Origin of the sequence: Bifidobacterium polysaccharolyticum (genome assembly GCF_016101585.1) — a bacterium.
Taxonomy (GTDB): Bacteria; Actinomycetota; Actinomycetes; order Actinomycetales; family Bifidobacteriaceae; genus Bombiscardovia; species Bombiscardovia polysaccharolytica.
In genome coordinates this window covers 85,577-98,169 of sequence record NZ_JACFQG010000004.1, presented here as the reverse complement: position 1 = coordinate 98,169, position 12,593 = coordinate 85,577, and the positions used below count along the sequence as shown (strand labels likewise).

The 12,593-nt window shown below is 61.8% G+C and carries 13 protein-coding genes; 3 read left to right on the top strand and 10 right to left on the bottom strand.

All coding sequences use genetic code 11. The features are described from left to right. Position 1 precedes the first annotated feature (1 nt). The 10 genes from purB to H3T90_RS07260 all read right to left on the bottom strand — a co-directional run bounded on the left by purB (position 2) and on the right by H3T90_RS07260 (position 9,473). Entirely contained in the window at positions 2-1,447 is a 1,446-nt protein-coding gene (purB, locus tag H3T90_RS07305; RefSeq protein ID WP_198230098.1) for an adenylosuccinate lyase, read from the bottom strand. Between the two features lie 72 nt (positions 1,448-1,519). Then, a complete protein-coding gene (locus tag H3T90_RS07300) occupies positions 1,520-2,947 on the bottom strand; it encodes an esterase/lipase family protein (RefSeq protein ID WP_198230097.1) in 1,428 nt (475 codons plus the stop codon). After that, the gene (locus H3T90_RS07295) at positions 2,944-3,270 is read right to left on the bottom strand and encodes a hypothetical protein (protein WP_198230096.1); all 327 of its coding nucleotides are present in this window, start codon (positions 3,268-3,270) and stop codon (positions 2,944-2,946) included. The genes H3T90_RS07300 and H3T90_RS07295 overlap by 4 nt, the downstream gene beginning before the upstream one ends. 208 nt (positions 3,271-3,478) lie before the next feature. Further along, positions 3,479-4,030, bottom strand: a complete 552-nt coding sequence (locus H3T90_RS07290; RefSeq protein ID WP_198230095.1) for a DUF6466 family protein — start codon at positions 4,028-4,030, stop codon at positions 3,479-3,481. Further along, positions 4,027-5,055, bottom strand: a complete 1,029-nt coding sequence (locus H3T90_RS07285; RefSeq protein WP_198230094.1) for a vWA domain-containing protein — start codon at positions 5,053-5,055, stop codon at positions 4,027-4,029. The genes H3T90_RS07290 and H3T90_RS07285 overlap by 4 nt, the downstream gene beginning before the upstream one ends. After that, entirely contained in the window at positions 5,052-6,128 is a 1,077-nt protein-coding gene (locus H3T90_RS07280) for a vWA domain-containing protein (protein ID WP_198230093.1), read from the bottom strand. Before H3T90_RS07280 ends, H3T90_RS07285 begins: the two co-directional genes overlap by 4 nt. Continuing rightward, positions 6,125-6,658, bottom strand: a complete 534-nt coding sequence (locus tag H3T90_RS07275; RefSeq protein ID WP_198230092.1) for a hypothetical protein — start codon at positions 6,656-6,658, stop codon at positions 6,125-6,127. The genes H3T90_RS07280 and H3T90_RS07275 overlap by 4 nt, the downstream gene beginning before the upstream one ends. After that, on the bottom strand, positions 6,655-7,587 hold the full coding sequence (locus H3T90_RS07270; protein WP_198230091.1) for a DUF58 domain-containing protein: 933 nt from the start codon (positions 7,585-7,587) through the stop codon (positions 6,655-6,657). Before H3T90_RS07270 ends, H3T90_RS07275 begins: the two co-directional genes overlap by 4 nt. Beyond that, a complete protein-coding gene (locus H3T90_RS07265; protein ID WP_121913817.1) occupies positions 7,584-8,648 on the bottom strand; it encodes an AAA family ATPase in 1,065 nt (354 codons plus the stop codon). The genes H3T90_RS07270 and H3T90_RS07265 overlap by 4 nt, the downstream gene beginning before the upstream one ends. 36 nt (positions 8,649-8,684) lie before the next feature. Next, positions 8,685-9,473, bottom strand: a complete 789-nt coding sequence (locus H3T90_RS07260; RefSeq protein ID WP_232348590.1) for a uracil-DNA glycosylase — start codon at positions 9,471-9,473, stop codon at positions 8,685-8,687. Between the two features lie 150 nt (positions 9,474-9,623). On the opposite strand from H3T90_RS07260, the gene H3T90_RS07255 reads away from it, so the two are divergent. The 3 genes from H3T90_RS07255 to groL all read left to right on the top strand — a co-directional run bounded on the left by H3T90_RS07255 (position 9,624) and on the right by groL (position 12,577). Further along, the gene (locus H3T90_RS07255) at positions 9,624-10,268 is read left to right on the top strand and encodes a LytR C-terminal domain-containing protein (protein WP_110425493.1); all 645 of its coding nucleotides are present in this window, start codon (positions 9,624-9,626) and stop codon (positions 10,266-10,268) included. Positions 10,269-10,436: 168 nt separating this feature from the next. Then, a complete protein-coding gene (locus tag H3T90_RS07250; protein WP_015022108.1) occupies positions 10,437-10,640 on the top strand; it encodes a cold-shock protein in 204 nt (67 codons plus the stop codon). A gap of 317 nt (positions 10,641-10,957) precedes the next feature. Further along, positions 10,958-12,577, top strand: a complete 1,620-nt coding sequence (groL, locus tag H3T90_RS07245; RefSeq protein WP_024626575.1) for a chaperonin GroEL — start codon at positions 10,958-10,960, stop codon at positions 12,575-12,577. The last annotated feature ends 16 nt before the right edge of the window (positions 12,578-12,593 follow it).

The following is a 12,593-nucleotide window of genomic DNA, read 5'->3' as shown; positions in this document are numbered from 1 at the left end:
GTCAGTCGCGATCGAAGTCCACCAAGGTTCCGGCTACGCCGGTGTAGGTTGCCGGAGTCAGGGCCTTGAGCCGACTGGCCGTGTCCTGATCGAGGTCCAAGCCATCGATGAAGTGCTCGACATCCTCCCGGCCGATTTTCTTGCCACGCATCAGCTCCTTGACCTGCTCATAGGGGTGATCCATGCCCGAGCGTCCAGCCAGTCCAGCGGCCCGCATAGCCGTCTGTATGGGCTCGCCCAGGACTTCCCAGTTGCCGTCCAGCTCGCGGGCCATCAGGGCCTTGTCCGGGTGGATGGTCTGCAGGCCGCCGTCCAGGTTGTCCAGAGCCAGCAGGCTATAGCCCAAGGCCGAACCGATGTTGCGCTGGGTGGTGGAGTCGGTCAGGTCCCGCTGCCAGCGGGTTTCGGTCAGGGTGGTAGCCAGGGTGTCCAGCAGGGCTCCTGAAATCTCCAGATTGGCTTCGGCGTTCTCGAAGCGTATGGGGTTGACCTTGTGGGGCATGGTGCTGGACCCTGTCGCGCCTTTGACGGGTTCCTGGGTGAAGACGCCGCGGGAGATGTACATCCAGACATCCACGGCCAGGTTGTGCAGGATCCGGCCCAGGTGAGCAATGTTGCTGAAGAGTTCGGCCTGCCAGTCGTGGGACTCGATCTGGGTGGTCAGCGGGTTCCAGACCAGGCCCATCCGCTCCACGATGAAGGTTCGGGTCAGATCGATCCAATCCACCTGCGGCAGGGCGGCCAGATGGGCGCCAAAGGTTCCAGTGGCGCCATTCATCTTGCCCATGTAGTCCTGATTGCGGATCCGGTCCAACTGCCGGTGAAGCCGGTGGACGTAGACCGCCATCTCCTTGCCCAGGGTGGTGGGTGTGGCCGGCTGGCCGTGGGTCAGGGCGAGCATGGGCAAATCCCGGTATTTCTCAGCCATGGCCGCCAGATGGTCCTCGATCCGGGTGGCCTTGGGGAGCCAGACTTGTTCGACCCCGCCTCGGATGCAGCGGGCATAGGCCAGGTTGTTGATGTCCTCGCTGGTGCAGGCGAAGTGGACAAGGGGTGTCAGCCTCGGAAGTTGGGTCTCGGAGCCAAGTGCTGTGTCTGCAGCCTCCAGACGGCGATCGATGTAATATTCCACAGCTTTGACATCGTGGTGGGTCTGGGCTTCGATGCCTGCCAGTTCGTTAATGCCGTCGGCATCGAAATCCTCGGGTATGGCTCGCAGATAGGCCTGTTCCGCCTCTGTCAGAGGCTCTACGCCCGGCAGGACCGGGTGCTGGCCGTTGCCCTGGTAGCCGTTGGCCAGCATGATCATCCATTCGACCTCGACCCGCATGCGCTCGCGGTTCAAGGCAGGTTCGCTCAGATATTCCACCAGATCGACGGTTTGTCTGCGGTAACGTCCATCCAAGGGATTGAGGGGGATGACTGGAGTGATTCGGCTCAGGTTCATGCCTCCAGCCTAGACGACCGGGTCAACCAGCAGGAACCGGCATGGGTACTCCTGGTGGCGCGCGTGTCCCGCTCATTGCCGCAGCCTGCCTCGGTAGTAGCGAGTCTCCTGCAGATCGCCCTCGATGGCATGGGCGAAATGGTCGTCCTGACGTTGTACTGCTGGTGAATTCTGATCCAGGGCATCGGCCCAGGCCGCCTGCTGGTAGGCCATGCCGTGGGTGGATTCCTTGCCGGGTCCGGCAGTGGTCACTGTCCGGCCAGTCTGATGGCTGCCTGGAGGGGGAGGTCCGCCCGCTCTTCCCCTGACTGTCAGCTGGTTGGGTCGGGAGGGGTTGTCGGCTCCATCAAGGTTGGAGACCAGCTCTTCACGCATCTCCACGCTGGTGACCCAGGTCTCTGACCCTATCTGGCGATGGGCGATGGGTGATCCGACGGTCACGATGTGATCGAAGTGGTAGCGGTCCGAAAGATCTGAGGCCATGGTGGCGGCCACGATGCCACCCTGGGAATGGCCCACCAGGCTGACCAGATCGTGCGGGCGCACCCCTGCATCCTGCATGGCCTGGTCCACCAGACGCAGGGAGGCCGCCCTGTCGCGCACTGAAGCTTTATCGCTCATGAGCTGGATGTTCTGGGCCCAGCCGATGGGGGAGTCCAGATGGGAGCTGGTGCCGGGTATGTAGACCAGCCAGTGGTCTTTGCCGTCGGCCTCTCGATAGCGCTGTACCGCGACTGTGGCGTAAGGAATGCCGTCCCGGCAGGATCCCAGGGTTTCCAGATTGTGCAGAGCACCTGCGATGTCATGGGCCTCGACCAATCCTTTGCCTTGCGGATGAACAGGATCCATCGCGACTCGGTCACCCTGGAAATGAGCAAGTATCAAAGGCATCAGTAGGCCGGGGCCGGTAACCAATCCGCCAATGGGATCATGATGGTCCGAGGACGGGCCGGATGCGACGGCGGTCAGCAGGGGCTGTTGGATGCTGGCCGTAGTTTCCAGGAATTCCTGGAATTGCGATGCATCCAGGTGATCGGTCAGTTTGGCTACTCCCAGGCCCAAACCGATAGATCCAAGCATGAATGGGGCAATAGGCCGAAAGACGGTCAAGGCTTTGGACATCAGGGAATTCATCAGCCTGTCCATGAATGATTCAGCCTGCGAATACAGTCCGTAGGCCTTGATCAGCCGGTCGGCCACAAATTGGAGCCGGGTGCGCAGATCTTCGCAGGCTTGGGCCTGGTCATTGCAGAAGGACACCATCAGATCCAGGGGCAGATGGGCGTGACCCGGCGGCGGCACTGAAGCCTGTGCGCAAGGAAGGGCTGGCAGCTCCGGCATGGTTCTGCGGATGGCCTGATTGGTCAGAACCCATTGGGATTGCATGGTGGCCAGGGCACCACCTGCCTGGTTGAGCCGATCCGCCATGCCGGTCAGATGGTCCAGCTCGGTGCGTGTATAGCCGTGGTTGTCGGGGGCGGCAGTGATCGTCCGCTTCATGGCCGGCTCTCTTGATCGATCAGGCCCAAGGTGCGCCCTGCCTGGACACGCTGATCCTGGCAGAGGGCATCCATGGCCCGCACCTGGGTCCGATAGGCTTCAGCGGCCCGCCCTTGCCAGTCGACCCTCAGAGCCTGGTCGGCTAATTCACTCAGATGGACCAGAGTGGCTCGCGACTGTCGTACCATGTCGGACAGGATGGTCCGACAACGGGCTGCCCGTGCATGACAGGGGCAGGATCCAGCTGAGTCCGGATCAGCCAGGTAGGAGGGTTGCTCCAGGAAGGGGCTCAGGGCGGGCAGTGAAGAGGATGTCCTATACATGCCTCTACTACAGCATGGCAATCATTCTGAAACGATCCCCGTAGGGCCATGTGGTCGAATGAGGTCCGATTCATCTGGCTGTGGACGGATTTACCGCTGATTCTTGATTCTGTCGCTCAGATTGCTTGGAGATGTTCGTCTGCATGAGGATCGATTTGCTGGAAAGGAGGCGTTGGAATGACTCACCTGAAAGGCTGTGTGCAGCCGGTCACCAGGGTTTGATGTTCTTCCCCTGACCCTTATTGTCGCTCGCCTGGCCTGAGGGCGTGGGAGAGGAAGACGATTCGTTCTGCTGCTGGTTGCGCCTGAGCAGATCCTCCACCTCGGCCTCCTGCTGCTTGGTTAGTCCCGAGGAGGAGCCCTTGCCTGATCCCCTCTGTCCGTCCTGGGCCTTATTGGCCTTCTGATTTTTGAGCAGACGCTCCGTGCGGCTGGTCAGCGCAGCGTTGGCAGCTCGGTTGGCCTGGGCAGCCTGTCTGGTCTGCGGCAGAATCAGGGGTCCCGGCCGTTCGACCTGGGCGAAGAGATGCTCGGCCTGGTCCTGCAGAGCCTTGATGGATGCTGGATCGGCCTGGGGGTTTTGGACCTGTCGAACGTTGGTGCTCAGCGCGCGCGTGCCCTCGTTATAGGTGGCGATGGCTTTGACGTTGATCAGGCCCCAGGCTCCGGCCAGGGCTGCAACCAAGGCCAAGCCAGTCAAAATCAGGCGCACTCGCAGGCGACGGCCGCTCCTTGCGTCTTGCTGGGACTTCCTGCTCATAACAGTCTCCTCGAAGTGCGGATCCAGAGCCCCGTCTCAATCAGGATCAGGGCCAACTCCACCAGTGCCAGCGGCCAGACCAGCGGGGTGACATGCTGGCGGACCTGGTCGACCTTGGTCACCCGGTAGCGCTTGGAAGCTGCAGCCGTACTCCCCTCACGCAAGGTCGTCCCCTTGGTCAAGGCCTGATAGTGGCCGCTCATCTCGTCGGCCATGGCCTTGAGGGTTTTCGGATCCATGACGGAGATGCCCGGCTGGCCGGTCTTTGGGTCCGTCACCCAGCCGTCGGCATCGCTTCCGCCGACATCGGAGCTCAAGGGCACCATGCCACCCCTGGTCGAGCCGGTTCCCAGCACAAAGGCATCGTCCAGACCTTCCCTGAGGACGCTGAAGGATCGTCGTTCATCAGATCCGGTCTGTTCGCCGTCGCTGATCAGGTAGAGCAGGATTCGGTCGTCCGGATGCCGGTCCTTGGTCTGTTTCAAGACCAGGCTCAGGCGATCCAGCGGAGCATCGAGGCTGGAGCCGGAGGATCGGGATGTGGGTTCTGTAACCAGCCCCCTGGCCCAGTTGTCCACAGCTCGCACGTCGGGTGTCAGGGGCAGATCAACGCTGGCCGAAGCGCCGAAGCTTAGGGCCGAGAAAGAGGCATCGGGGTAGGCGCGTGTCAGTTCGTGGACAGCTGCCCGGGCCGCATCCAGTCGGCTCATTCCTCCCTGGTTGCCATATCCAGCATCCTTGACCGCCATGGATCCGGTTACGTCAACCGCGATGAAAACATCAGTGGCGTTGATGGCTTTATTAGTGGTCTTGCTGACCGTGCTGGGGGTCAGGACCATGAGGGCCAGGATCAGGACCATGGCGGTGCGCCGGGTCAGGGCCCAGCGATCGGCGTCAGTATCCTGACCCTTGCGCAGTCCATGGATGACCAGCGCGATGGCCAGGAGCAACAGTAGGCCCGCCAGAAGGCCGCCGGCCACCCAGCCCAAGGCAGGCTCAAAGGTCAGGGACTTGAGTATATTCATCGCTTCAGCCTCCAGGCCAGGAGCAGATATCCCGATAGTGCTAGGGCCAGGACCAAGGTCCACCAGCCGGGTGCATCCACCAGGCTGGACTGCTCTTGTTGACGTGGGTCGGCTCCGTGTCGGTGCTCAATCTGGCGGACAAGCGCGTTGATTGAGTTGCCATCCTGCTGTCGCAGGAAGATGCCGCCCTGCGCTTCGATCAGCCGCTGCATCTGCCGGGTGCTTTCATCCTTGGTGCCCTGGTCCGGTCCCGAATAGAGACCGTCCACCGCGATTCCTGCGGCCGAGGTCAGCTTGAGCGCCTCCTCTAGGGTGTATGTGGGTTTGCCGGAGACCACGTTATCGGTGGCCAGTACCAGGGAGCTCGACCGTTGGTCGGCCTTTGCCGGTCTGATCTGGTCCCTGGGTGCGAATTGCGGCAGGAGCGCGGCGCAGCCCACCAGTCCGTCACCAATCAGGGATGTGGTGTCCCGGCGGTTCTGCGTACCCTCCAGCCAGTCGCTGATGTCCTGGTACTGTCGTCCGCTCATGGCATCGATGCGGTCCTGGGACTGCACCCCATCCAGGATCCGCCGCGCCTTGCTCAATTCGGCTGTGATCATGTCATAGTCGTCGGTCAGAGGGAAGACGGTGCGTGAGGTGGAGTTGAATATGCTCAGAGCCATGCGTTCGCCCTGGAAGTTGCGGACCAAATCAAGGTAGGAGGCGATAACCTGCCGGTCGTAGGGCAGGGTGGACCCGGACACGTCCAGGCATAGCACAATATCGCGGTTATGGCCTTGCTCCAAGGTTCGATCGACCCGGGCGGGCCTTGCGGCAAGGCTCAGAGCCATCAGCAGGGCCAAAGAGAGCAGGACCGCAGCGCAACGGTTCAATCGCCGCCAGCGCCGAAGGGCCTCATGGCCCTCCTCGGTGTCCAGGTCGCTGTTCAAGGTCCAGACCCGAGCTTCCGGTTCCTGATCTGGCTTGCCATGACGCGCCATACGGTAAGCCAGCAGGCTGAACGCCAGGGCCAGGATCAAGGCCAGAACCGGCAGCCAGGGCCACCTCCAAGACAGATTGCCTATGCTCATCGAGGCCACCGTTCGATCAGATCCCGTACCCAGTCGGCTGCCTGATTCACCGTGGCGTCGGTTCCCGCGCTGTCCCGGGGGAGGGCAAATTCAGGCGGGTAAAGGGCATCTATGGTCTGCCGAAGCAGGTCAAGGCCCTGCCGGGTACTCGGCGTGCGGGGCTGAGCCTTGATTTCAGCTAGAGTCTTGGTTTTCATATCGTTGTTCCAGGAGCGGGAGGCGAATCCACGAGCGATGGTGGCCAGTGCCGTCATGGCTTGGTCGCGGTCCAGACGGCCGCTGTCGTACTGGGCCACCACTTGATCGATCCGCTGACGCCACGCATTGCGGGAGTCGAAGTTCGCTTGGACCGTATGTTCCCCCTGCTGACGACGGTACTTGGGCAGGAGAAGGGCCGTTGCGATCAGGGCCAAGGCCAGTATGACGGCGGTCGCCGTCAGAGCCAGCAGCCAGGTGGGCTGGGTCATGGTAGGCATGACCCTGATTCGGACATGACTGGACGTAAGAGGGATCAGGACGACAGCATTCATGCCGCCATCACCGTCCGCCGCATGGGGATGCCCGGCCGGCCGGCTGAAAGCAGGTGGATGAACCTGTTGAACATGGTTGTACTGGAGTCGGCCCGGATCAGCGAGGCTCCGATTCTGGACAATTCCCTCCCAAAGGCCTCGATCTGGTAGCGCCTGTGCAGGTCCACAGCCCGTGTCCCGTTCGCAGTGCGCAGGAAGGCCGGAATCTGCCTTCCGCTGGGTGCATCCGTTACCGAGTCCATAGCGGGCTGCTGGCGCAGAGGATTCATGGTCTCGACTCCGATGAGATTTAAGGGGTGTGTGGTGGCCAACTGGCGGATGGTCGGCATCAGGTCAACGTTCAATGCCGACTGGTCGGTGGCGATGACCAGCATGGCCTGCCGGTCCTGGATGCCAGCGGCGTAGCCCAGCAGGGCTTCAAGGTTGCGCGACTGATCCAGCGGCGATTCCAGAGCTCGGTCCAGGGTCTGCTCGAATCGAGCGAAGCCGCCCTGGCAGGGTATGCGGCGGATAGCGGATGAATCGACCAGGACCAGGTCCACCTCATCGCTGCGGCGCAGGCAGAGGGAGGCGAACATGCACAGGGCATTGGCGGCCACCTGGATGGCCTGCTCCCCGTCAGGGCATGTTCCGGACATCTCTCGGCCGACATCCAGCAGCAGCCAGACCTTGCTGGTGACCAGGCGTTCGCGCTCCACTATCATGGGCCGACCCACACGTGCGCTGGCGTGCCAGTCGATCATGCGGGTCTCGTCTCCGAACTCATAGGCGCGTAAGTCGGCACGCTCATCTCCGCCGCCGCGACGGCCAGAGGAGTGCTCGCCTTCTAACAGGCCCAAGGCCCTGCGTACCGTGGGAAGCCGCAGACTGGTGTCCATGGACTCGATCCGTCTGCGGACCGGGTCGCGATACGGGTGTCGACGGCTCATGGCACTGGCACCCTGTCGACGATCTGGTCGATGATATCGTCGCTGCTGATGCCGTCGGCCTGGGCTTCGAAAGTCAAGAGGATCCGGTGGCGGAGCACCGAATGGGCCCAGTCTTTCAGATCCTCGGGAATGACGTAATCCCTGCCCGTCAGAAGGGCTCTGGCCTGGCCGATGCGCACCAGGGCGATGGATGCGCGTGGACTGGCTCCCAGTCTCACCTGCTCGGCCAGCCCTTGGATGGGCCGCGAACCAGCACCCCGGCTGGTGGCTGCCAGATCGACTGCATATCGCATGATGGGCTGTGCCACGTGAACCTGCCGGGCCTTCTGCCTCAGGAAGTCCACATCGGCGATGGTCAGTGCATCCCGATCGTCCTTGCCGGGCATGTCGGTGCCGCGGGTGGTCAGCATCTGCAGCATTCGGGTTTCCTGGTCGGCATCGGGATAGGTCATGACTGCCTTGAGCATGAACCGGTCCATCTGGGCTTCGGGCAGGTTGTATGTGCCCTCTTCTTCGATGGGGTTCTGGGTGGCGATCACCATGAAGGGCTGGGGCAGGGCCATGCGTTCGCCGCCGATGGTGGTCGCGCCCTCGGCCATGGCTTCCAGCATGGCCGACTGGGTCTTGGCGTTGGAGCGGTTGATCTCGTCCAAAAGGACGAAGTTGGCGTGAATTGGTCCCAGCTGTGTGGAGAAGCGCTGTGTGGAGAAGTCGTAGACCTGGGTGCCTACCAGATCCGAGGGCATCAGGTCGGGTGTGCACTGGATCCGTTTGAAGCTGCCGGAGACCGAGGTGGCCAGGGTCTGGGCGGCAGTGGTCTTGGCCAGGCCGGGCACGGATTCTATCAGGATGTGTCCAGAGGCCACCAGCGTCAGGATCAGAGCCTCGCGCAGGTTCTCCTGACCTACCAGAGTCCTTGAAAAGCGGGTCCGGATCCGGTCGGCCAACTGACGGCAACGTTGCAGGTCGTCCTGGCTGATTGGCGGAACCTGCCGGTCTTTACCGGGCTGAACAGATGGGGACTGACTGGGTCGAGGTGGGAATAATGGCATAGCAGACATGGTAACGGCATTTCCTGACGACTCAGCCAGCAGGACTCAGGTCAGGGACCAGTCCACCGGCTGGGCGCCCATGGCCTCCAGCGCTTGGTTGGCCTTGGAGAATGGGCGGGATCCAAAGAAGCCGTACCGGGCCGAAAGGGGGCTGGGATGCGGGGATTTGATGATGGCTGCGTTGGTCAGCAGAGGCTCTAGGCTCTGGGCCTGCCGTCCCCAAAGAATGGCCACCAGGGGCCGGACCTTGCCCTCCTGGTCGCGTCTGTCGTTCAGGGCACGGATGGCTGCGTCGGTGATCTCCTCCCAGCCCTTGTTCCGGTGGCTGGCCGGCTTGCCAACCCGTACAGTCAGGCAGCGGTTGAGCAGCATGACCCCTCGCCTGGTCCAAGGCGTCAGATCGCCATTGGAAGGCGTGGGCAGGCCCAGGTCGGAGCTCAGCTCGGCGTAGATATTGCGCAGGGAGCCGGGGATGGGGCTGACCGCAGGGTCCACGCAGAAACTCAGTCCCACCGGATGCCCGGGGGTCGGATATGGGTCCTGGCCCACGATGAGGACCTTGATGGAGTCGAAGGGGATGGTAAAGGCGCGCAGGATGTTCTTGCTGGCAGGCAGATAGCGGTGACCCTGGGCCAGCTCGGATCTGAGGAAGTCACCCATTCGGTGAATGTTGGGTTCGACAGGTGCCAGAGCACGGGCCCAGCCGGGATCCACCAGGGCGCTCAGAGGTTTGCGGTGGGGCCGGCCCTGGCCTCCTGCTATGGTCGAAGGGTTGGTACCGGTTCGGTTCGTCGGCTCAGGGGAGGTTGCGGCAATAGGCTGGCTGCTGTTCATAAGGTCACTATATCGCTTGGCGATATGGGCCGGTCATGACTGCTTCGGCCATTTCAGGGTTGGCGGAGGACGTCGAATGGTCAGTTGAATGTTGACCCGACGACGCATTACTTATAATGGTTCAGGATCCGGTGGAGCAGAGGAGAGTTCATGGCTAGCACGCGCGACAATGGGACGCAGGCGCGCCCTCAGGTTCATGATGCGTTCGACAACCCTCCCAAGGGGCCAGTCGGCGTGCATCGCGGGCCTCGTTCCCTGTCGGTGAGGGCTTTGCCCTACCTGCTGGTGGTTGTCTTGGCGGTGCTGTGCGGCCTGGGCGTATGGGCTGCGGTCAGCGGTTCCCTGCCCTGGCAGCAGACGCATACCGAAGCATCCCGGGTCATCAGCAGCCATCTGCCGAAGCGTTCAGCATCTTCTTCTGCTTCAAGCAGTGCGACCGCTACTGATCAAGCCTCCCAAGAACAAACTTCTGAGCCTTCATCCCAGTCGCCGTCAGCGAGCGCTTCCAGCAGCAGCCCGGCTCCCGTGGTCAACCGGGGCACGCAGGTCACCGTCATCAATGGAACCAGGGTCAACGGGTATGCCGGCAAGAAGCGCCAGGTTCTGGTCAATGCCGGTTACACTGCGGTGACGGCATCCAACCCGCAGGATGCACTGCCTGGCGTAAGCACGGTCCGCTACCGTGACGAGGCCGACAAGGCCACTGCCCAAGAGGTGGCCAATCTGCTGGGTATCACTCAGGTGGAACAGTCCTCTGTAGCTTCCACTCCGGTGGAAGCCATCCTCATGCAGTGAGTCCGGTCAGCCGTACAGCGGAGGAAATATGACGGCAAAACATTCAGAATTTCGGCTCGGCGTTTTGCAATTGCCTCATAAATAGGCCTAAACTGACCTTGCCGACCAGGCAGATGCGGTCAGTCTCGTATCTGTTGTGACGCGGCACCTATGTTAAGGAAGTTAGTTATGGCACAAGGCACTGTGAAATTCTTCAGCGCTGGCAAGGGTTACGGATTCATCAATCCTGACGATGGCGGCGAGGACGTGTTCGTGCACTACTCAGCCATTCAGTCCGATGGTTTCAAGACCCTTGATGAGGGAGATAAGGTCGAATATCAGGTGGAGCAGGGCCCCAAGGGCCTGCAGGCAACCAAGGTCACCAAGCTCTGATTGTCTCTTCTGTATTCGTCATGGAACCCCGGATTATTCCGGGGTTCTTTTTTATAGCTCCTTAGCCCATATCCAGACGTTGGACCAGGATTACGCGGGGTGCGGATTGTCTGCAGGCGTGGCCGGTACGTTAAGTCTGATATGACATACAGCCTGTAGCGTATTTTCCCTTCGGGTTGGCACTCGGCCCAGACGAGTGCTAATCTGCTGAATTAGCACTCGAGGTGCGGGAGTGATAACACGACAGCTGACGGTCGGGTTCCGTTCCACGCCGACGGTGGGTCATGAAACCTCAAGCCATGACGGAGGAAGCAACAATGGCAAAAATCATCGAGTATGACGAGGAAGCTCGTCAGGGCATGCTTGCCGGCCTGGACAAGCTGGCCGACACGGTTAAGGTCACGCTGGGCCCCAAGGGCCGCAATGTGGTGCTGGACAAGTCCTACGGCGCACCGACCATCACCAACGATGGCGTCTCCATCGCCAAGGAGATCGACCTGGAGGATCCTTACGAGCGCATCGGCGCCGAGCTGGTCAAGGAAGTCGCCAAGAAGACTGACGACGTCGCCGGAGACGGCACCACCACCGCTACCGTGCTGGCCCAGTCCCTGGTGCATGAGGGTCTGAAGAACGTGGCCGCCGGATCCAACCCCATTGCCCTGCGCCGCGGCATCGAGAAGGCTGCTGACGCCATCGTCAAGGAACTCGTGGCCCAGTCCAAGGAAGTCGAGACCAAAGACCAGATTGCTGCCACTGCCACCATTTCTGCAGGCGACCCCGAGATCGGCAATGAGATCGCCGAGGCTCTGGACAAGGTCGGCCAGGACGGCGTGGTCACCGTCGAGGACAACAACCGCTTCGGCCTGGACCTGGAGTTCACCGAGGGCATGCGCTTCGACAAGGGCTACATCGCTCCCTATTTCGTCACCAACAACGATGACCAGACCGCCGTTCTGGATGATCCTTACATTCTGCTGACCTCGGGCAAGGTCTCCAGCCAGCAGGACGTGGTCCACATCGCCGAGCTGGTCATGAAGACCGGCAAGCCCTTGCTGATCGTCGCTGAGGATGTGGATGGCGAGGCGCTGCCCACCCTGATCCTCAACAAGATCCGCGGCACCTTCAACTCCTGCGCTGTCAAGGCTCCTGGCTTCGGCGACCGTCGCAAGGCCATGCTGCAGGATATGGCTATCCTGACCGGCGCACAGGTGGTTTCCGATGAGCTTGGTCTCAAGCTGGACTCCATCGACATGAGCGTGCTGGGCACCGCCAAGAAGGTCATCGTCTCCAAGGATGAGACCACCATCGTTTCCGGTGGCGGTTCCAAGGACGAGGTCTCCGCCCGCGTGGGTCAGATCCGCACCGAGATCGAGAACACCGATTCCGACTATGATCGCGAGAAGCTGCAGGAGCGGCTGGCCAAGCTGGCCGGCGGCGTTGCCGTCATCAAGGTCGGCGCAGCTACCGAGGTCGAGGCCAAGGAGCGTAAGCACCGCATCGAGGACGCTGTCCGTAACGCCAAGGCCGCCATCGAAGAGGGCCTGCTGCCCGGAGGCGGCGTGGCTCTGGTTCAGGCCGCTGCCAAGGCTGAGAAGGATGTCAAGCTGGATGGTGATGAATCCACCGGCGCATCCATCGTCTTCCGCGCCATCGAGGCCCCCATCAAGCAGATCGCTGAGAACAGCGGAGTCTCCGGTGACGTGGTCATCAACAAGGTCCGTTCGCTGCCTGCTGGCCAGGGCTTCAACGCAGCCAACAACGAGTATCAGGACCTGCTGGAGGCCGGCGTGGCCGACCCCGTCAAGGTGACCCGTTCCGCGCTGCAGAATGCAGCCTCAATCGCCGGGCTCTTCCTGACCACCGAGGCTGTCGTGGCCAACAAGCCTGAGCCTCCGGCACCTGCCGCCGCTCAGCCTCAGGGCGATATGGGCTACTGATCCCCTGAGGTTCGGC